We start from the raw sequence: 20361 nt of genomic DNA, 5'->3' as shown, positions 1-20361 counted from the left end.
AAACAGTAACAAAAATATAGAGAGAAAGGCGACTTTTCGTTCAAAACTGAACGAAAAGTCGCCTTTTTTGTTTTACATGTGTTTTATGAGATGAAAAACGAAAGTTTTTCAGTGGCCTCTTTAAAGAAGGGAACGACTTTTTTTGTTTTTGTGTACAGCAGGTGAATAAATGTAAAGAATTCTTTTTTGTTCATTAAAGTAGAAGGATAATTTAATTAGGATGTTGTATACATCATTAGGAAACATGTGGTAAAAACAACTTGATTCATTTTAATTTGTATGACACTTTTTTACAGGCTACGCATATATTTATACTAGACCGACAGTCGGTCTAGATGAAAGGAGTTTCTTTGTGAGAACAGTAAAAGAATATGAAGAACGTAGAAATGAAATTCTGGATACAGCAGAAAAACTGTTCGTTTCTAAAGGGTATATGAAAACAACTGTAAATGATATTTTACGAGAAATTGGTATTGCGAAAGGGACATTTTATCATTATTTCAAATCAAAAGAGGAAGTAATGGACGCTATTATTACGCGGATTGTAAATGCAGATGTAGTGGCCGCGAAAAAGATTGCCTCAAGTCCTAATATCCCTGTGTTGGATAAATTGTTTCAAATTTTAATGGTGCAAGTGCCGAAAGCAGGTGGGAATAAAGAAAAAATGATTGAACAATTTCACCAGCCAAATAATGCAGAAATGCATCAAAAAAGTTTAGTGCAAGCTATTTTACATTTAACACCTGTTTTAACAGAGGTAATTGAGCAGGGAATCAAAGAAAAAATTTTTGAGACGGCTTACCCCCAGGAAACAATGGAGTTCTTGATCGCGTCTGCACAAGTCATATTCGATGAAGGATTGTTTCAATGGCAGCCGCATGAAGCAATGCAAAGAGCAAAGGCGTTTATCAATATAATGGAAACGACTTTGGGAGCTAAAAAAGGAACGTTTAATTACATTTTGGATATTTTGATGAGGCAGTCCTAAAATAATTTTTTTATAAAATTTTTAGACCGGCAGTCGGTCTAGGCCATTGATGAAAGGTGTGTATACGATGCAAAATACCATCAATATAAAATCTTTCCCTAAAGATTTTAACCTCATGGTGATTGGACAAATTGTATCTATCTTAGGTTCCACCCTTTTACGTTTTGCTTTATCACTCTATGTACTGGATATAACGGGGCGTGCGGATATTTATGCTACTTTGTATGCTATATCGAGTGTCCCTTTGTTGTTGTCACCTCTTGGCGGGGCTATCGCTGATAGATTTAACCGACGTAATTTGATGGTAATCTATGACATGATAAGTAGTGTTATTATTTTCTGCTTTCTTTTATTATTATCAGTCGGCAAGACTTCCGTGGTACTTATCGGTGTTGTTATGGTTTTGCTAGCGATTATTAGTGCAATGTATTCCCCTGTTGTTATGGCGAGTATTCCGCTGCTCGTTACGGAAAAAAAGCTAGAACAGGCAAATGGTATCGTGAATGGTGTTCAAGCTTTGTCGGGTGTAGCGGCACCTGTTTTGGGCGGAGTGCTATACGGCCTTGTAGGGTTAAAAATACTTGTCGTGCTGAGTGGTATCACTTTTTTCTTGTCAGCAATATTAGAGACGTTTATTAAGATTCCGTTTGTTAAAAGGAAACAGGATTAGCATATTATGCCAACAATCGCAAAAGACCTGAAAGTTGGATTTACCTATGTTGTCAAACAGCCTTATATATTGAAATCCATGATATTAGCCGCTTTGCTCAACTTGATCCTTACACCACTCTTTATTGTCGGTAGTCCAATCATTTTACGAGTAACGATGCAAAGTAGCAATACAATGTATGGTATCGGGATGGGATTCATAGATTTTGCTACAATCTTAGGGGCTTTATCTATCGGTTTCTTTGCGAAAAAGATGCAAATGAAAACAATATATCAGTGGATACTTATGATTGCTCTATTAATTGTACCGATGGCGGTCTCCATTATGCCACTTGTTCTTAGATTTGGATACTATCCGTCATTTATCCTCTTTATCTTGTGTGCAATTCTTATTACAATGGCAATGACCATTATCTCCATTTTCGTTATTACAGTCGTACAAAAGAAAACACCTAACGAGAATTTAGGAAAAGTCATGGCAATTATTACAGCGGTAGCGCAATATATGGCACCTATAGGTCAGGTCATATATGGATTTATGTTTGAAATTTTTAGTATAAAAGTTTACTTACCTATATTGTTTGTAAGTCTTATAATGATAGTAATAGCAATTGTAACGAAGGGAATATTGAGAAATGAGGGGGAAACGGCGTGATATGATTTGGTTATTCCAATGGAAGTATTGAAACAACTACTATATTTTAATATATTTCTAATCAAATTCCCCCAATGAAATTCATGTTTGACACTTATAATTTATTTGGTACACATGTTATTGTTCTGTGATTACTACCAGTATTATTCATTTGAAACTCCTTTTTATATTGTTATTCTCTTAAAACTTAGAGGTTATTATAAGTTGACAATCCAATATTTTTTGAGGAAAATACAGTTACAGGAATGTACGTTCTGTTTGTTGGAGGACTAGCAATTTCAAGTGTATCTACATAAAAGGAGATGTTTCTAATTGAAGAATACAAGACAAAAAATTACACCTTTTTTAATGTTTGACGGCAATGCAGAGGAGGCAATGACTTTATATACTTCTTTATTTGATCAATCAGAAATTATAAATATTTCTCGTTACGGTGCAAATGAGCCTGGTAAAGAGGGAACTGTAATGCATGCTACATTCACATTAAATAGACAAGAGTTCATGTGTATAGATAGTAGTGTGAAACATGAATTCACATTTACTCCTTCAATGTCACTATATGTAAATTGTGATACAGAGGCGGAAATTGATGAAGTCTTTAATAAGCTAGCGCAAGAAGGAGAAGTTTTAATGCCGCTTGCAGTTTATCCATTTAGCAAGAAATTCGGTTGGCTTAATGATAAGTATGGTGTTTCTTGGCAGCTAAACTTTTCTGCAAACTAGGTCTATGTTAGTAAATAAAAACGTATTCTCAATCTAATGAGTAATACGTTTTTTTATTCATTTAGAATTTTGCTTTGTAAGTTCTGCTAGTGATTTTAAGTGAAATTCCCTCTTATTAAGTCAAATGGGTTGATTTAATATTTCAGAGATAAATTGTGGTATAATTTACATATAGGGGGAAAGTAGATGACACAACATAAAGAAGAACAAATGAATCAAGCACTTGCACTGTTTTATTTTGCATATAAAACATTTACAGAAAAACCAGATGAAATTATAAAAGAGTATGGTATACAGCGAGTTCATCATCGAATCTTATTTTTTATTGCTCGTTTTCCTGGGCTTAGTATAAATGAATTGTTATCTCTGTTAGAAATAAGTAAACAAGCTCTTCACGGGCCACTCCGTCAGCTTCTTGAAAAGGGGCTTATTGAAAGCAAGGAAGCAGAACACGATCGTCGTGTGAAACAGCTTGTCCTAACGACAGAAGGAGCAGAGCTAGAGAGAAAACTAAGCGATGTACAAAGAGAACAAATGAGCAGTATTTTTTCAAAATTTGGTGAAACATGTGAAGAGAATTGGCATCAAGTTATGACTGAACTAGCAAATAGCCGTTTAGGTTTTGATGCATGGTTATCTAAGCGTGAAGAACCAGTTGATTAAAATGAGTAAATAAATCATTCATCTGTTTTTTGAGTTTGAAAAAGAACCGATTTTATCCATGTATTTTGGCAACTATGGATAAAAAATTAACATTACCAGATACTTTATTACGTGTACGCATTGCAAAATTTAAATTTTCATTTCCGGAAGGGGATTATTATGATAAAACTTGTACTCATTCGTCACGGACAAAGTTTATGGAATCTTGAAAACAGATTTACAGGATGGAAAGATGTAGACTTATCAAAAAATGGATTAAATGAAGCAAGAGAAGCAGGTGCAATTTTAAAAAACAATGGATATACGTTTGATGTTGCGTATACATCTGTTTTAAAACGGGCAATTCGAACGTTGTGGATTATTCTACATGAAATGGACCTTGCATGGGTTCCTGTACATAAATCATGGAAGTTAAATGAAAGACATTATGGAGCATTGCAAGGATTAAATAAGGATGAGATAGCAAAGAAATATGGTGATGAGCAAGTTCATATATGGAGAAGAAGTACTGATGTAAGACCGCCAGCACTTACTGAAGATGATCCAAGGTATGAAGCTGATGATCCAAGATATAAGTTGTTGAAAAAAGGTGAATTTCCACTTACTGAGTGCTTAGAGGATACGGAACAAAGAGTATTGGACTTTTGGCATAATGAAATTGCACCGATGTTACAATCTGGTCAAAAGGTAATCATCTCATCACACGGGAATACAATTCGTTCGCTTGTAAAATATTTAGATAATCTATCGGATGATGGTGTTGTATCATTAAATATTCCGACGAGTATTCCTCTTGTCTATGAGTTAGATGAAAATCTACAACCAATTCGTCATTATTATTTAAGTATGGACGGAGAAGTACCTGAAGGCGTAATTCCCAAACATATATCTTGATAAAAAATATTTGCGGAAATTTGAAATGCAAGCTTGTCTACATATACAATGTAGATTCATTATAAAAGACGTGGAGTCCTTTTTAGTATATGCGGTATAGCTGACTTTAGAAGGTTGTCCATGTCTTTTGTCATAATGAGAGGGAAATCAGCATGTAATGATATCGTGAGAAGTTTTTGAATGGAGGGTGATGTGATTGACGGTCTCTAACATTCGAGTTGGTTTGTTTCTTCTCGTATTAGTCTTTTTATTTCTTATTTTCTTTTATTGGAAAAATGAAGAATTGTACGAAGAAAAAAAGCAACTTATTCGAAAAACATGGTATGGTGTGTTTATCACATCGGTCACAATGTATTTCATGGTGAAAGGAATTGATTTAACCCTCTGGAAAAATATTTTGATGTTCGTTGCAATGGTGGTATTTGTTGATATTGCATTTATTTTAACTCCAAACATTTCTGAAATATGGGGTGCAAAATTTAGTGATATCGGAAAGACCGTTCAATCTATTAAACGATCATTAATTGCTTCGAAAGCACGAGGTGAGATCTACACAACAATTATTCAAAATGTAAACCCAGCAGCATTTGGTACGATGGAGTGGCAAACTGAAACAGAATATGCACAAAGTTTAAATGTATTTCTTGATACGTATGCAGAAAAAATTGGGGCGAAGATTGTGGTATTTGTGACAGAAGACGAATTAAATACGAATTTTCGTGGTATCCGTTCTCAATTTAGTATTACAGTTCCTGTGGAACATATAGAACAATTAAATGAACAGAAAGCAGTGCAAGTTGAAAATGTTGGTATCATACCAGCCAAAACAGTAAGAGATGTTTGTATTGTTATTGATGGTCAAAAGAATAATCTTCAAGACCGGGATTTTGAAAATGTATATAACTTAACAATTCATCATAGTTATTTTAGTAAGTAAGGACAGAATCTAAATTCTGTCCTTTTCCTTTATACATAATGTAGAACAAATTTCGAGAAAATGGAACAAAGTTGAATAAAATCGGACAATCATTCCTACACTAGCACGTAGAGGTGATTGTAGTGGAAAAAGAATACGGTAGTGAATTTTTCAAAGAAGAAGCTGAAGATACAACAGATTTCTCTTTAATAAAAGGAGATACAATGCAGCAAGTAGAAAATTTAGAAGAAGAATTAAAAAGAAAAGGATAAAAGTGCACCATTTTTATATTTAATATATAATAAAGATAGACAAAGATTGTATCTTTTTTACAAAAGGGGGAGGAGAAAATGCAAGAAATGAAACAGCAAAAACTTGCTTTTTTTAAGAAAGAAAAAGAAGATTCAAATACAGATTTCTCTCTTGTGAAAGGTGCATTAACGGAAAATATTAATCGACTAGAAAAGATCGTGAATGGTGATGCATCAAAATATATACAGGGAAAAAACTTGAAAGAAAATGCATAGGTGCATTTTCTTTTTTATTTTTTCTTCATTCCTATCGCAAATTCTTCGAAATCTAGCTTTTCATAGAATGGAATGTATTCAGCTGTACAAATTAATTGCAAGTGTAGGTTCTGTTTTTGGCATTCTACAATTAATTTTTGAACGATCTCCTTTCCAATTCCGCGATTTTGAAAGGAGGGATGAACGACTAATCCACATAGATAAGCGTTAATTATCCCATCTGAAATAATACGTCTGGTTCCAATTAATTGATCGTTATCATAAGCACTTATGACAAAAGTACTTTGAATGAGAGTATGATGCAATTGCTCTTTTGAAAGCTTTAAATAGTCATCCCCACTGATTATTAGTTGCATCAATCGGGCTTTTACGGGCAGTTGATCCTCCGCCTATCTTACTCGTTTTTCTTTGAATCTTGAGGTGGGGATTTTACTGCCCGTTAATGCGGGGTAAATTGAAAATGTGTTCAGGACAAGGAAGGTTTTCTGTAAAATACATATGCATTTTCCTTAATTTTTTAAATGTAGTATAAAATTATACTGATATTCTGTGAAATGGATATGGGATAGTTTTTGATAAATAGAAGTGATAGATCTACACCTTTAATAAAAAGTAAAATGATGAAGCATGGTATAATGGTAAAGAAAAGAATAATTTGAAATTCAAAGATTTATCCAATCAGTTTTATTTAAGAGAGGAGCTTCAAAATGTATTCTAATTTAGAACAATTAACAAAGCACCCTGTATTTTATCATTTTGCAGAAATTTCAAAGATTCCAAGAGGATCTGGAAATGAAAAAGAAATTAGTGATTATTTAGTTGAATTTGCAAAAGATCGTAATTTAGATGTTGTACAAGATGAAGCATTAAATGTAGTCATTAAAAAGACAGCAACTGACGGTTATGAAAATGTTCCTGCAATTATTATTCAAGGCCATATGGACATGGTTTGCGAGAAGAACCAAGCAACTGTTCATGATTTTGCAAAAGATCCGATTGAGCTACGAATCGTTGGGGACATGCTGTATGCAAATCAAACGACTTTAGGTGCTGATAATGGTATTGCGGTTGCGTATGCATTAGCACTATTAGATTCAACGGATATTCCACATCCAGCTCTTGAGGTTGTGATTACAACAGAAGAAGAGACAACAATGGGTGGTGCTTTTGCTGTTGATGCGAAGCACTTTGATGGGAAAATATTTATTAATATCGACTCTGAAGAAGATCATAAATTACTAGTGAGCAGTGCAGGTGGAGCGAAGGCAGTTGAAACGATTCCTGTTGCTTGGGAAGAAGTACCTGCTGAACTAGAAGCATACCGTTTATATGTTGGAGGCTTAAAAGGTGGCCACTCTGGTATGGAGATTGATAAACAAAGAGGAAATGCCAATAAAGTTTTAGGACGCGTTCTTCATGATTTATCAAATGAAATTTCATTTAACATGAGTGGAATTCACGGTGGATTAAAAACAAATGCGATTCCGCGTGAAAGCGTAGCAACAATTTTATTATCTGTAAATGATGTACAAAAGGTAGAAGAGAAAGTAGCAGAATGGACACGTATTTTCCAAGACGAGCTACGTGCTGTAGATCCTGATGTACATGTTTCTCTTACAAAATTAGAAGAAAAAGTAGAAAAAGTATTTGCAACAGAAACACAGAAACAACTTATTTCTTCTTTATTCTTGATTCCAAATGGCATTCAAAGCATGAGCATGGATATTAAAGGACTTGTAGAAAGCTCAACAAACTTAGGTGTTATTGAAACGTTACATAATGAAATTAAATTAAGAAATGAAGTAAGAAGCTCTGTAAGCAGTTTAAAACAGCACATTACGAATGAAATTAAGTATATTGCAGAATTAGTTGGGGCGCAATTTGAAAAGGAATCAGAGTATCCAGAATGGCCGTACAATCCCAATTCACCAATTCGTGATTTGTTTGAAAAAGTGCATAAAGAAAAATATAACAAAGATGCTGAAATCTTTGCAGTGCACGCTGGTATTGAATGTAGTGTATTTGTTCAAAAAATGCCTGAATTGGATGCCATCTCATTCGGACCAGATATTTTCAATGTTCATACGCCAGATGAACATATTAGTATTTCATCAGTTATAAATAACTGGGGATACTTCATTGAAGTAATGAGAGAAACGAAATCACTAGCATAAATATAAATGAATTAAACTGCCTAAGGTCCCCCTTAGGCAGTTTTTTTGCTGCATTGATATAGATAAAACAAAGAAATTCTTATATAGATACAATGAAGTTGATATCTGTAATGTTAGTTAAGGAGCAAGGAACACTGCGAAAAAAAAGATAATTTCACATACTGTATTGAAAGAAAAAATAAAACATTATAAAAATAAAATACTATCTATTTGTAGAAATAGATAGTTTGATAAAATGTTAATGATATGATTAAAAAGAATTGCTAAAAATATATTTAATAGAATTTTTATAAGGGAGAAGATATGAAAAAAAGATATAAAAGGTTATTTATTATAAGTGCAATAGCAATAGGAGTCAGTGCATTCTCATACTTACAAAATAATTTAATAAGTGTAAGTAAAATATCAATAACATCTAGTAAGATACCTTCTAATTTCAAGGGATTTAAAATTGTACAGTTATCGGATTTACATAGTAAAAAATTTGGAGAAAACCAAGAAGTTTTAATTGAAAAAGTAAAAAGCTTGAATCCTGATATTATCGTTATTACAGGAGATCTAATTGATAGTAAGAGGTATGATGCAGAGGCGAGTTTAAAGGTAGTGAAAGAGCTTGTAAAACACTATCCCGTTTATTTTGTTACAGGAAATCATGAATTATGGTCAGGGAGGTATGATAGTTTAGAAAAAGAGTTGAAAAGATATAATGTGACAGTTTTGAGAAATGAACATGAACGTATTCAAAAAGAGGGGCAGGAAATTTGCCTTCTCGGCATAGATGATCCGGCATTTACCGCGAAAAATAACGATGAAAATGAAGAGATGTCTACAGTGAAAAATGAAATCGTTAAAGCGAAAAATGAGGTAGATCAGGATGAATATAAAGTACTACTTTCACATAGACCTGAACTTTTACAAGTATACGCTGAGCAACAAATTGATTTAGTTTTAACAGGGCATGCCCATGGAGGACAAGTAAGACTACCTTTTATTGGAGGCTTAGTTGCACCTAATCAAGGCATATTACCCAAATACACAGCAGGTTCATATAAGGAACAAGGTACTTCCATGATAGTAAGCAGAGGGTTAGGGAATAGCATCATTCCTCAAAGGATTTTTAATAGACCAGAAATTGTAGTCGTACAACTAGATTAATTTGTACGACTTTTTTTATTAGCTTTGAGTGACGTTGCGGTGGTTCATTCACTATAACTCTTTTAATAGAAAATAAGATAACAAATGTAAGTAACAGAAAATATGTATGATGAAAGATTGGTGTTTTCTAAAAAGTACAAGTATCCATTACAATTTTGTTAAATTTGTTCTACGCTACATAAACTAACAAATTTTGACGTTCTTTCTTTGTTATAGTGTAAATAATTAAAATACTCAGTTTTCATTCAGATTAGAATGCTTATGGCTTGTGCATATAAAAAACTAATTATAAAGGAGTGTACACATGCATAAAGAATTTGAAATTGAGGAATATACTGCAATTGAAGAACAAATTCATTATTATAGTCAATGTTTATTGGTGAATCATCCTGAGCAAATTGTGAAGTATTTAGAAAAAAGGTTAGAAAAATATACAGAAACATTAAAATATGCACATTTGTATCCCGAAAAAGTTATTTTGCCTATCCAGCAGTTAGTAATTGAGTATTCTTTAGATCTTGCTAGAATTAGAAAGTATTTAAATTTAGAAACGTAGCCTATAAATAATGATTTAAAATGAAACAGAGTCGACAGTGAGAAATGAATTCTATTGTCGACTCTGTTTCATTGTTCTATAGACAATGTATTAGTTGTTAGAAAGATTGAAAAGATAATACTCATAAATATAATTTGACATATAATAATCTAAGAGTAAAATAAAAGTGAGTACTCACTCATTTTGAAAAGGAGGAGATCTTATTGCAACAACCTTCAGTCATTTTACAAGATGTATCAAAGTGTTTTGGAAAAAAAGAAGTACTGCACAATATTTCACTATCTGTAGCAGAGACAGAGATTTTTGGTTTAGTAGGTCCATCCGGGTCTGGTAAAACGACGCTTATTAAAATGATTGCTGGCATTAGTGAATCAACAGTAGGGAATGTAATAGCATTAGGGGTACAAATGCCAAACTTAAACGGCATGAAGCAAATAGGTTATATGGCACAAGCCGATGCGCTGTATGAAGAATTATCAGCTTATGAAAATGCAGATTTTATCGCAACAATGTATGGATTGAAAGGTAAACATAAGAAGGAGAGAATTGAAGAAGTTTTTACATTAGTTGAATTATCAGAGCATGCTAAAAAACAAGTACAACACTTTTCAGGGGGGATGAAAAAGCGGTTATCTCTAGCGATGGCACTTTTACATGAACCAAAGCTTTTAATTTTAGATGAGCCAACGGTTGGAATTGATCCAGTTCTTCGTAAATCTATTTGGGAAAAATTTTATGAGCTCAAAGGGCAAGGAACAACGATTATTGTGACAACACATATTATGGACGAAGCTGAATTTTGTGAACGTCTTGGATTAATTAGAGATGGGAAGTTAATTGCAACAGGGACTCCAAATGATTTAAAAGATCGAACTTCATCAGGACGGATTGAAGATGTCTTTCTATTGGAAGGAGCGGTTGAATCATGAGAGTCGGTGGTGTAATTATTCGGATTATTCGTCAGTTTCTTCGGGATAAACGGTCACTTGCGATGATGTTTGGAGCGCCAATGTTACTCCTTTGGTTATTATCGCTTGTGTTTACACAAAAGGATTACACTCCTCATATTGCATTAATAGATGTTCCAGCACCTATAGTAGAATCAATGAAAAAGCAAGATGCTACCATCTATGAGTATAGTAAAGATGAAGCGTATTCTAAATTAAAAAATCAACAAATAGATGCCATTATCACTTTAGAACATGGAAAAGCGAATGTGTTGCTAGAAGGTAGTGATTCTTCAAAAAACCGTGCAGTGCTACAGACATTACAAAAGGCCACAGAAAAAAATGATATGCCCGGTATGAAACCAGAAATTGATTTTTTACATGGTTCCGCAGATTTCACGATGTTTGATGGACTTGGACCGGTATTAATTGGCTTTTTTACATTCTTCTTTGTTTTTATTTTATCAGGAGTTTCCTTTGTACGAGAACGTTTAAGTGGGACGTTGGAAAGATTATTATCTACTCCAGTGCGCCGCTGGGAAATTGTTGTTGGTTATATAATTGGATTTGGTATTTTTGCGTTTTTACAGTCTGTTATCATTGTAAGTTTCTCTGTCTATATTCTTGATTTATATGTAGCAGGGTCACCGTGGCTTACATTACTAATTACATGTATGCTTTCACTAACAGCGTTAACACTAGGCACTTTTTTATCGGCATACGCCAATAACGAATTTCAAATGATTCAGTTTATCCCACTTGTCATCGTACCGCAAATTTTCTTTTCAGGTTTATTTCCAATGGAATCAATGAATAAGTGGCTACAAATGCTTGGGAAGCTATTCCCACTCACATACGGTGCTGATGCAATGAAACAAGTGATGATTCGTAATCAAGGATTTACTGAAATTGCGGGAGACCTTTGTGTGTTACTTCTTTTTGCGATAGTATTTGCAGTAGGGAATGTATTTGCTTTGAAGAAACATCGCAAAATATAATGTTTATAAAAAAGGGGCTTTACGAATGAAGAAAGATTGGCTGGAAGAATTAATTGCTGCTACAGACACAGATAAACGTAATGAACGTCAAATGCGTATATTAGAAGCGGCGGTTGATATGTTTGGAGAAAAAGGATATGCATCAACTTCAACGAGTGAAATTGCAAAGCGTGCTGGTGTAGCGGAGGGAACAATCTTCCGCTACTATAAAACAAAAAAAGATTTACTATTAGCGGTTGTCATGCCAACATTAACAAAGTTTGCTGCTCCATTTTTCGTACAGGCTTTTGCAAAAGAAATACTGGAGAATACGTATGAAACGTATGAAGAATTTTTAAGAAAAGCAATTCGAAATCGATTTGAATTTGCTAAAAAACATTTTCCAATGTTAAAAATTTTAATACAAGAAGTACCGTTTCAACCAGAATTAAAAAATGAAGTACAACAATTAGTAGAGAAGGAACTTTTTTCTCGCTTTAAAAAATTAATTGTACATTTTCAAGAACAAGGACAAATTATTGAAATGCCAATCCCTTCAGTTATCCGCTTTACTTTATCAGCTATAATGGGGTTAATTTTAACTCGATTTTTATTATTACCTGAAGAAAAATGGGACGATGAAGTGGAAATTGAAAATACGATTCAATTTATATTGTATGGACTAACACCACAAACGTTGCTATAACAACGTTTGTGGGTTTTGATTTTCGTATTTGCAAACAAAGAGTATCTATGTAGTGGATTCATCTATTGCAGGAAACTGTGTCGTTTCAGAAGTAGACAACCTACGTTTCTATGATTCTCCATCTTGGCAGGATAAAGATGTTGCTGGTACTTTAGATACAGGATTAGGATTCAAGTTTATTGATAAAGTGTCCGTAAATGGTTCACCACAGTATAAAGTGAAAAATTCTCGTGGAAGTGTGTACTACATTACAGCTAGTGATGCATATGTGAATGTACGTTAACATAACGAAAAAGAAGTCGGCTCTTTATTTGAGCCGGCCTTTTTATATACTCGTTTGTTTTGCTATACCCCGTATGTCATTTCATCCAAAAATTCTCCTCCATTTCTAAGACATATTACTATCCTAGAAATTGCACAATTAAAATAATGCTTTCTTGTTCCGATTGGTTCTTTTGGAACAGGTTCTAAATCGTAAAACATTTCCTCTTTTTTATGAAAATACATTTTCCCAACTTTTTCTGGTGATTCTGATGGATAATATTGATATACAACTATCTCCTCATCTTCAAATTCTTTATTCATTGTTATATGGATTGCCATAGTTTATCTCCTCCATTTTTATTCTGTATATATATCGGGGATTTTCAAAGGGCGACCTGACCTTAAAGTTGCATCATGTGCTGATTTATAATCTGTTTTAAAATTATGGAGGAAAGGGAAGAATATCATCAATTTGGTAATATATAGGGGTATTCAGTTTTTATTAACCAAATAATCCTGTTAGCATGTGATTTTATAGACTCGTTCTTATCTTGAAAAATAGATTCTATAATGAAATCTTCCCTTGAGCATCACTATCCAAAAGTTCTAACATTAAATCAATCATCGCAATTAATTTTTGATGATTTAAAACTCGTTTACCATGCTCATAAACATATTGTGATATAAATCCCCAATCATTTAAGTTTTTTATATCATACAAATCTTTTATTAACCCTTGCTTATATTCTAAAGTTTCTCTTGCTTTGTAATCAAGTGTAAGCATTTTTAAATCACTAAAGTCCCAACTTATATTGAAATAGCTATCTAAGAAATAATAAAACTTCGGAAACTTTATCATCATTTCACCAACCTCTTCCAAAAAAGTTTTCAAATTAATTAATTGTTGGATACCCTGTTACAATTTTATATCCGTTTGGCATAGATGAGTCCTTTACTAAAACAACCTTTGATTTAGTCAAATCATAAGTAATTTGTTTAGATGCCGAACTTCCTCCATTTTTGACGGCTACACCTTTACCAATTGAATAACCATGATCTGTAGTTATGGTTTTAACTCCACTGGAATTCGAATCGTTTAACCAATTAGAAATATCATCTGCATTTCTTCGAATGTTCCCTTGTACCGCTTTAGTTGCAGTAGATTTATCTGTAAAAGTTGTAGCGTCAACACCTTCTTGTGCAGCTCTTTTTAGTAAATCATCATTCGTTTTTCCAACATGCTTTTGTAGTAGATGCCCTCTTGCATTTTCCATTTGATCTAAAATATCATCTGGAACTTTCTGGATATTATTTGTACTTGTTCTAGCTCCCCTATCACCCGTAACCTTAACTCCATCATCAGAAGACTGGATTTTTTGAAGAGTATCCTGAGCATTTTGAATTGATTTATCCCAAACATATCCACCGTGTGCAACAGCACCAACACCAGCCACTGTAGCAGCTGCATTTAATGGAAGAACAATTGGTGATGCCAATCCACCAGTTCCTACTTCTGCGACGATGGTTAAGAAATTAGCCCCGCCTATGACTGAAAAACCTTCAAAAATTTCTACAATAGATCCTATCGTTGATAAAACATGTCCAGTAAGCCTTCCAGCTTGGTAGGTTGTCTTGCTTTCTAATTTATCATTATCAGGTGGTGTTAGTCCAATATAGTCTTCTGCTACTGCACTGCCAGCACCTTGTATAAAGTCCCAAGCACTTTCATACATAGATTCGACTTTATTATCAAAGGCACCACTTATTTTACTATAGTCCTCATAAATATTTTCGACACCATGTTTAAACTTATCCAGTAAAGATGCATCTTTTTTCTCACTATTTAATGGACCACACATTGCTCCTTCTTCAATTGAACTACCATTTAAAAGGTTGTCAGCCTGATGCTTCTTATCTTCTTCAATCGTCTGAATGGAAGCCGTCCACTCCATATTCAACCCTTGTGTACTAAACGTACCACTTGCGAGACTAAAGCCTTTTCCACTTTGTACTTCTGCTAAACCCGTCGCAATGTTAGCGGCTAATTGAATTGCTGTACTATAGTTATTGCTAGATGTTTGATTAAATTCATGTAGGTGATCTAGCTTTTCTTGAAGCTTGTGTCTCATGACAGTAAAAAGATTTGCCATAGCGTGACTAATGACTTCCATGCTTGCTTTTGCTTGGTCAATTTCTCGGATTTGTTCTCGTAACTCTTGTTCAATGACATCAGTTGAAGCTACCTGTGATTGAAATTGGCTTGGAAAGGCATCATTCTGACGGATTAGTTCTTCACATAAGTAAATGATTCCTTGCGCTAAAGGACGAAAGGTTTGTACAAAAAATGATTTTGCACTGCTATATGTTTGTCCTTGAAGGGCAGTATCAATTGCAAAAGCGTCAATCGACTGAATGGCTTGTTCCATACCTTGAATGGTAGCGGTACATACAGCATTCATGCTTTGAGTTTGGCTTTGTACTTCGCCCAAATACATATTTAAATTCATGCATTGACCTCCCTTGCCAATTGTTGTTGCTGATAGGAAAGGTCGTTTTCTAAATCGCTAAGGTCTCGTCTTTCTTTAAGCAACGTTTCTTTTTGATTTTCCAATTCGAATGTGAGTTTTCGCTCAATGTGTTGTGCTTCTTGACGCATATTCGTAAAAAAATGAGATAATTCTTTATCCCCATGCCAAGTTTCTAGAATTCGGTTAAACAAACGATTGCTTCGACTTTTCCATTCGTGAAAATCTGCTTCCGACTGCTCCTGAGTTTGAATCGCGGATTGATTCCGGTCCTGTTCTTTGAATACACTTTGTAATTTTTGATTCAATTGATTGATTTGTTTCTCAATATCTTGACTCATCTTTTTCCTCCTACCGTTTTACGTAGGTTGTCACATTAGCGAAAAGTGTTGTGAAGTTCGTGATCCATTCTCTCAAACTCTTTAGCTACCGAATGAATATTAGCAACTGCTTGTTGAAAGGCAGCGGAAAATTGTTTCGTCAAATCTAACATTTGGTGATTTGCTTCTTGGGCTTGTGGGTTAACAGATAGCGTAGTACGTTTTGACTTTTTAATAGACTTATTTGTCGCACTTTGGATAGTATCCGAAGCATTCCTCATTTGAGTAGCGATTTGTTGTGCCGCTTGAAAATTACTTTGAAATTGTCCCATCGCTTAAATCCTTTCTATATTTCTATGAACGCATTAAGGAAGGGGAGTGCCTAGTATGTATGTCCATTATCTTACTGTTCTTCATAGGAACACTCCTGGAAAAAATACTGCGGATTTAATTATAACAATAAATGGTTAAAATTCCCTCGAAAATACAGTTCATGTCATATGTGTTTCTCGTAGTTCTGAACAGGGAAACAAGAATTAATCTGATATAACGTAGAGGTAAAGAGGGGAGAAGCTTATAATAGAAGAAATATAAAAAAGTGCTAACAAGTTTGCAAACGAACTTGCTAACACTTATATGAAATAGATATAAATTATCGCTGATATGTCACTGATATATAGTCATAATAAAAAGAGACAATACAAACTAACCTTGCTTAGAATACTCATCGTAGTACAATTTATATTATATGGATTAACGCCGTGGAGGTAATAAAATGCGACAATTTGCTAAACCAACAGTTGTTGTAAGTAAATGTCTAGAATTTGGTGCTTGCCGTTATAATGGAGATTTGATTCATGATGTGACAATTCGAAATCTACAGCCGTTTGTTACATTTATTCCGGTATGCCCTGAAGTGGAAATTGGATTAGGAATTCCACGTGAGACAATTCGGATTATCGAAGATAGTGGCATTCATAAGCTTGTACAGCCTTCGACAAGAAAAGATGTTACAGAGAGGATGCAACGGTTTTCTGATCAATTTTTAAGTACTTTACTGGATGTTGATGGTTTTATTTTAAAAAATCGTTCCCCAAGTTGCGGAACTAGAGATGTGAAAATTTATACAGGATATGAAAAATCACCAGTAAAAGAGAAGGGTGCTGGATTTTTTGGTGGAGCTGTACTAAAAAATTTTTCGCATATTGCAGTAGAAGAAGAAGGTAGATTGTCGAATTTTATTATTCGTGAACATTTCTTTACGAGGTTGTTTACAATTGCCCATTTCAAAACAATAAAACAGAGTAAAACTCTGAAAGAATTAGTATCATTTCAGTCAGATCATAAATATTTATTTATGGCATATAATCAGGTGAAACAAAAAGAATTAGGCCGTATTATTGCAAATCATGCAAAGGATAACATTGAAAATATCTTTGAGAATTACGAAAAAACCTTGTATGAATTATTGAAGCGAACACCTCGCTATACATCGAATATAAACGTATGTCAGCATATTTTTGGATATTTTAAAGATAAGCTAAACAAGCAAGAAAAAGAGTATTTTTTAACGCTACTTCAAAAATATGCAGATAAGAAAATACCTCTTAGCAATTTACTTGTAGTTTTAAAGTCGTGGGTCTTACGTTTTGAAGACCACTATTTATTACGACAAACATATTTTGAACCGTACCCTGAAGCATTAGTAGAAATTTCAGATTCCGGAAAAGGAAGAGATTATTAAAGAAAAAACCACATAATTCGACACTGTTATTCCTATGTTGTTGTAGAACAATGTAGGAATTTTTTTGTGCATGAGTACAGATTCTGTTTTAAAATTAAGTTATGACAGAATTATAACAATTATCTAACTACTATTCTTGTCTTTTAAAAGCAATGTTTGTAGTACAGACTCGCACGCTGTCGAAACTCAATATTCGATAAGGGGTGTGTAGCGGAATGGAATTTACTCTAACTCGCGAAAAACAAATGATTAAAGAAATGGTACGAGACTTTGCTGAAAAGGAAATTGCACCAAAAGCTGTGTATTATGATAAAACAGCTGAATTTCCATACGAAACGTTTCAAAAAATGGGCGAACTAGGATTATTAGGAATCCCATTCCCAGAAGAGTATGGAGGTTCTGGCGGCGATACTCTATCGTATGCGTTAGCTGTTGAAGAAATTGGCCGTGCTTGTGGTGGTACAGGTTTAAGTTATGCTGCAACAATTTCATTAGGTGCTTCTCCAATTTATTACTTTGGTACAGAAGAACAAAAGCAGAAGTATTTAGTTCCAATGGCATCTGGAAAAACATTAGGTGCTTTTGGTTTAACTGAACCGAATGCTGGATCCGATGCAGGTGGCACACAAACAAAAGCATTTTTAGATGGTGATGAATATGTGATTAGCGGTGAGAAGTGTTGGATTACGAATGCAGAGTATGCAAATACAATCATTGTAACCGCTGTCAATGGTGTCGAAGAAAATGGAAAAAAACGTATTTCTGCATTTATTGTGCCGACAACAAGTGAGGGATTAACGATTTCAAGTCCATACGATAAGATGGGTGTTCGTGCCTCTAATACTTGTGAAATCGTACTTGATGGTGTTCGTGTACCGAAAGAGAATATTCTTGGTGATGTAAATAAAGGATTTAAACAATTCTTATATACACTTGATGGAGGGCGTATTTCAATTGCAGCATTAGCTGTAGGAATTGCACAGTCTGCTTTTGAGCGTGCACTTCAATATGCAAAAGAGCGTCAGCAATTCGGAAAAACGATTTCTAATTTCCAAGCGATTCAATTTAAACTGGCTGATATGGCTACTGAAGTGGAATTGGCGCGTAATTTAGTACATAAAGCGGCTTGGTTAAAGGATCATGATAAACCTTTCGGTAAAGAAGCGGCTATGGCAAAGTTATTTGCATCTGAAGCAGCAAGTCGTATTGCGAATCAAGCAGTGCAAATTCATGGTGGATATGGTTATATGCGTGAATATGAAGTAGAGCGTCATATTCGTGATGCGAAGCTTTTAGAAATTGGTGAAGGAACTTCTGAAATTCAACGTCTCGTAATCGCAAGACATTTAGGGTGTAGATAAAAGGAGGATTCACTATGTTTCAAAAAATATTAATCGCCAATCGTGGCGAAATTGCAGTTCGAATTATAAAAACATGTCAAAAACTTGGAATTCGTACAGTTGCTATTTATTCAGAGGCAGATGAAAATGCACTTCATGTAAAACTAGCAAATGAGGCTTATTTGGTTGGTGGTCCACGTGTCCAAGAGAGCTATTTAAATCTCGAAAAGATTATAGAAATTGCTAAGAAAACAAATACTGAAGCGATTCATCCAGGATATGGATTGTTATCAGAAAATCCTTCCTTCGCGGTTCGCTGTAAAGAAGAAGGAATTGTATTTATTGGTCCTTCTGAAGAAATCATTGCTAAGATGGGAAGTAAAATCGAGTCACGTCTGGCAATGCAAGAAGCAAATGTTCCAGTTGTACCAGGAATCACAACGAATATTGAGACTGCTGAAGAAGCGATTGAAATTGCAAAACAAATTGGTTATCCATTAATGCTGAAGGCATCCGCGGGCGGCGGGGGCATTGGAATGCAGTTGATGGAAACTGAGCAAACGCTCACTAAAGCATTCGAGAGCAATAAAACGCGTGCACAAAACTTTTTTGGTAATGGTGAGATGTACTTAGAGCGATACATTGCAGATGCGCATCATATTGAAATTCAACTTTTAGCTGATACACATGGTAATACAGTTTATTTATGGGAACGTGAATGCTCTGTACAACGCCGGAATCAAAAAGTAATTGAAGAAGCACCGTCTCCATTTTTAGATGAAGAAACACGTAAAGCGATGGGGAAAGTTGCTGTACAAGCAGCAAAAGCTCTTGGCTATACAAATGCAGGTACGGTTGAATTTCTTGTGGATGATAAGAAAAACTTCTATTTCTTAGAGATGAATACAAGGTTACAAGTGGAGCATCCTGTTACTGAAGAAATTACTGGTCTAGATCTTGTTGAACAACAATTACTCATTGCGTCTGGTGAAAAGCTTTCCTTTACGCAGGAGGATATAAATCGTAGTGGTCATGCCATTGAAGCGCGTATTTATGCAGAAGATCCAAAAACATTTTTCCCATCACCTGGGAAGATTACGGACCTAACGTTACCAGAAACAGTGCGGATTGATCACTTTTTAGAAAATAATGTTACAATCACACCGTTTTACGATCCGATGATTGCAAAAGTGATTACTCATGGTGAAACGCGTGAAGAAGCAATTGAAAAATTACAGGATGCACTTCAAAACTTGAAAGTAGAAGGCATTAAGACAAATACATCCATGCTATTGCAAGTGCTAGAAGATGAAGTGTTCCAAAGTGGTATTTATACAACAGGTTTTGTAACAAAACAACTTGTAAAAAAATAAGGTTTATGAATATTAAAGGGGGAAAAAATGATGACAAAAGTATATGCATCGATGGCAGGTAATGTTTGGAAAATTGTTGTGGGAATAGGAGATACAGTAGAAGAAGAACAGGATGTCGTCATTTTGGAATCTATGAAAATGGAAATTCCAATCGTTTCAGAAGAAGCTGGGACAGTTATGAAAATAAATGTGCAAGAGGGCGATTTTGTTAATGAAGGAGATGTATTGGTAGAGATTGAATAGGG

At 34.4% G+C, this 20361-nt stretch carries 22 protein-coding genes and 4 pseudogenes; 19 read left to right on the top strand and 7 right to left on the bottom strand.

Features of this window, described 5'->3' with window-relative positions; genetic code table 11:
* Positions 1-352 precede the first annotated feature (352 nt).
* The 8 genes and pseudogenes from JDS96_RS11915 to spoIISB all read left to right on the top strand — a co-directional run bounded on the left by JDS96_RS11915 (position 353) and on the right by spoIISB (position 6035).
* Positions 353-988: a TetR/AcrR family transcriptional regulator gene (locus JDS96_RS11915; protein WP_097787246.1), complete on the top strand. Its 636-nt coding sequence runs from the start codon at positions 353-355 to the stop codon at positions 986-988.
* 49 nt (positions 989-1037) lie between these two features.
* Positions 1038-2312, top strand: a pseudogene (locus JDS96_RS11910) (MFS transporter).
* 312 nt (positions 2313-2624) lie between these two features.
* Positions 2625-3035, top strand: a complete 411-nt coding sequence (locus tag JDS96_RS11905) for a VOC family protein (RefSeq protein ID WP_199666940.1) — start codon at positions 2625-2627, stop codon at positions 3033-3035.
* 186 nt (positions 3036-3221) lie between these two features.
* Positions 3222-3698 (top strand): MarR family winged helix-turn-helix transcriptional regulator, encoded by a 477-nt coding sequence (locus tag JDS96_RS11900; protein ID WP_003197732.1) that lies wholly within the window; start codon positions 3222-3224, stop codon positions 3696-3698.
* A gap of 159 nt (positions 3699-3857) precedes the next feature.
* Positions 3858-4592: a 2,3-diphosphoglycerate-dependent phosphoglycerate mutase gene (gene gpmA / locus JDS96_RS11895; protein ID WP_199666939.1), complete on the top strand. Its 735-nt coding sequence runs from the start codon at positions 3858-3860 to the stop codon at positions 4590-4592.
* 196 nt (positions 4593-4788) lie between these two features.
* The gene (locus JDS96_RS11890; protein WP_003197736.1) at positions 4789-5529 is read left to right on the top strand and encodes a type II toxin-antitoxin system SpoIISA family toxin; all 741 of its coding nucleotides are present in this window, start codon (positions 4789-4791) and stop codon (positions 5527-5529) included.
* A gap of 113 nt (positions 5530-5642) precedes the next feature.
* Entirely contained in the window at positions 5643-5780 is a 138-nt protein-coding gene (locus tag JDS96_RS11885) for a hypothetical protein (RefSeq protein WP_003197740.1), read from the top strand.
* Positions 5781-5858: 78 nt separating this feature from the next.
* A complete protein-coding gene (gene spoIISB / locus JDS96_RS11880) occupies positions 5859-6035 on the top strand; it encodes a stage II sporulation protein SB (RefSeq protein ID WP_003197743.1) in 177 nt (58 codons plus the stop codon).
* A gap of 14 nt (positions 6036-6049) precedes the next feature.
* On the opposite strand, the gene JDS96_RS11875 is transcribed toward spoIISB, so the two are convergent.
* Positions 6050-6391 (bottom strand): GNAT family N-acetyltransferase, encoded by a 342-nt coding sequence (locus JDS96_RS11875; protein ID WP_199666937.1) that lies wholly within the window; start codon positions 6389-6391, stop codon positions 6050-6052.
* Positions 6392-6742: 351 nt separating this feature from the next.
* Between JDS96_RS11875 and JDS96_RS11870 the strand changes: the two genes are divergently transcribed.
* From JDS96_RS11870 to JDS96_RS11840, 7 genes and pseudogenes are all read left to right on the top strand, one after another.
* Positions 6743-8209: an aminoacyl-histidine dipeptidase gene (locus JDS96_RS11870; RefSeq protein WP_199666935.1), complete on the top strand. Its 1467-nt coding sequence runs from the start codon at positions 6743-6745 to the stop codon at positions 8207-8209.
* 303 nt (positions 8210-8512) lie between these two features.
* A complete protein-coding gene (locus tag JDS96_RS11865; protein ID WP_006094845.1) occupies positions 8513-9364 on the top strand; it encodes a metallophosphoesterase in 852 nt (283 codons plus the stop codon).
* Positions 9365-9668: 304 nt separating this feature from the next.
* Positions 9669-9920: a hypothetical protein gene (locus JDS96_RS11860; protein ID WP_003197750.1), complete on the top strand. Its 252-nt coding sequence runs from the start codon at positions 9669-9671 to the stop codon at positions 9918-9920.
* A gap of 203 nt (positions 9921-10123) precedes the next feature.
* Entirely contained in the window at positions 10124-10849 is a 726-nt protein-coding gene (locus JDS96_RS11855; RefSeq protein ID WP_199666933.1) for an ABC transporter ATP-binding protein, read from the top strand.
* A complete protein-coding gene (locus tag JDS96_RS11850) occupies positions 10846-11865 on the top strand; it encodes an ABC transporter permease (protein ID WP_018767055.1) in 1020 nt (339 codons plus the stop codon). The genes JDS96_RS11855 and JDS96_RS11850 overlap by 4 nt, the downstream gene beginning before the upstream one ends.
* 25 nt (positions 11866-11890) lie before the next feature.
* Complete coding sequence (locus tag JDS96_RS11845; protein WP_199666931.1) at positions 11891-12550, top strand: TetR/AcrR family transcriptional regulator; 660 nt, start codon at positions 11891-11893, stop codon at positions 12548-12550.
* A 49-nt stretch (positions 12551-12599) separates the two neighbouring features.
* Positions 12600-12833, top strand: a pseudogene (locus JDS96_RS11840) (N-acetylmuramoyl-L-alanine amidase); the annotation flags it as partial.
* 62 nt (positions 12834-12895) lie between these two features.
* Here the strand turns inward: JDS96_RS11840 and JDS96_RS11835 are convergent.
* From JDS96_RS11835 to JDS96_RS11815, 6 genes and pseudogenes are all read right to left on the bottom strand, one after another.
* Positions 12896-13153 (bottom strand): hypothetical protein, encoded by a 258-nt coding sequence (locus tag JDS96_RS11835; RefSeq protein WP_199666928.1) that lies wholly within the window; start codon positions 13151-13153, stop codon positions 12896-12898.
* Positions 13154-13379: 226 nt separating this feature from the next.
* Complete coding sequence (locus JDS96_RS11830; RefSeq protein ID WP_199666926.1) at positions 13380-13676, bottom strand: hypothetical protein; 297 nt, start codon at positions 13674-13676, stop codon at positions 13380-13382.
* A 31-nt stretch (positions 13677-13707) separates the two neighbouring features.
* Positions 13708-14061: pseudogene (locus tag JDS96_RS33260) on the bottom strand (RNase A-like domain-containing protein); the annotation flags it as partial.
* Positions 14062-14490: 429 nt separating this feature from the next.
* A pseudogene (locus JDS96_RS33255) lies at positions 14491-15321 on the bottom strand (T7SS effector LXG polymorphic toxin); the annotation flags it as partial.
* Positions 15318-15680 (bottom strand): DUF3958 family protein, encoded by a 363-nt coding sequence (locus JDS96_RS11820; RefSeq protein WP_199666922.1) that lies wholly within the window; start codon positions 15678-15680, stop codon positions 15318-15320. The pseudogene JDS96_RS33255 and the gene JDS96_RS11820, both read right to left, overlap by 4 nt.
* 35 nt (positions 15681-15715) lie before the next feature.
* On the bottom strand, positions 15716-15991 hold the full coding sequence (locus JDS96_RS11815; RefSeq protein ID WP_199666920.1) for a TIGR04197 family type VII secretion effector: 276 nt from the start codon (positions 15989-15991) through the stop codon (positions 15716-15718).
* Between the two features lie 443 nt (positions 15992-16434).
* Here JDS96_RS11815 and JDS96_RS11810 point away from each other — a divergent pair, with 443 nt between their 5' ends.
* From JDS96_RS11810 to JDS96_RS11795, 4 genes are all read left to right on the top strand, one after another.
* Entirely contained in the window at positions 16435-17403 is a 969-nt protein-coding gene (locus JDS96_RS11810; RefSeq protein WP_199666918.1) for a YbgA family protein, read from the top strand.
* Between the two features lie 215 nt (positions 17404-17618).
* Entirely contained in the window at positions 17619-18764 is a 1146-nt protein-coding gene (locus tag JDS96_RS11805; RefSeq protein ID WP_018765914.1) for an acyl-CoA dehydrogenase, read from the top strand.
* Between the two features lie 14 nt (positions 18765-18778).
* Positions 18779-20116, top strand: coding sequence for an acetyl-CoA carboxylase biotin carboxylase subunit (locus tag JDS96_RS11800; protein ID WP_098807144.1), 1338 nt, complete (start codon positions 18779-18781; stop codon positions 20114-20116).
* Between the two features lie 27 nt (positions 20117-20143).
* Positions 20144-20359, top strand: coding sequence for an acetyl-CoA carboxylase biotin carboxyl carrier protein subunit (locus JDS96_RS11795; protein ID WP_003197789.1), 216 nt, complete (start codon positions 20144-20146; stop codon positions 20357-20359).
* Positions 20360-20361 lie beyond the last annotated feature (2 nt).

Origin of the sequence: Bacillus cereus group sp. N21 (assembly GCF_016483395.1) — a bacterium.
GTDB classification, from domain to species: Bacteria; Bacillota; Bacilli; order Bacillales; family Bacillaceae_G; genus Bacillus_A; species Bacillus_A pseudomycoides.
Note: the sequence above shows the minus strand (reverse complement) of the source record. Positions and strands in the feature narration are given on the sequence as shown.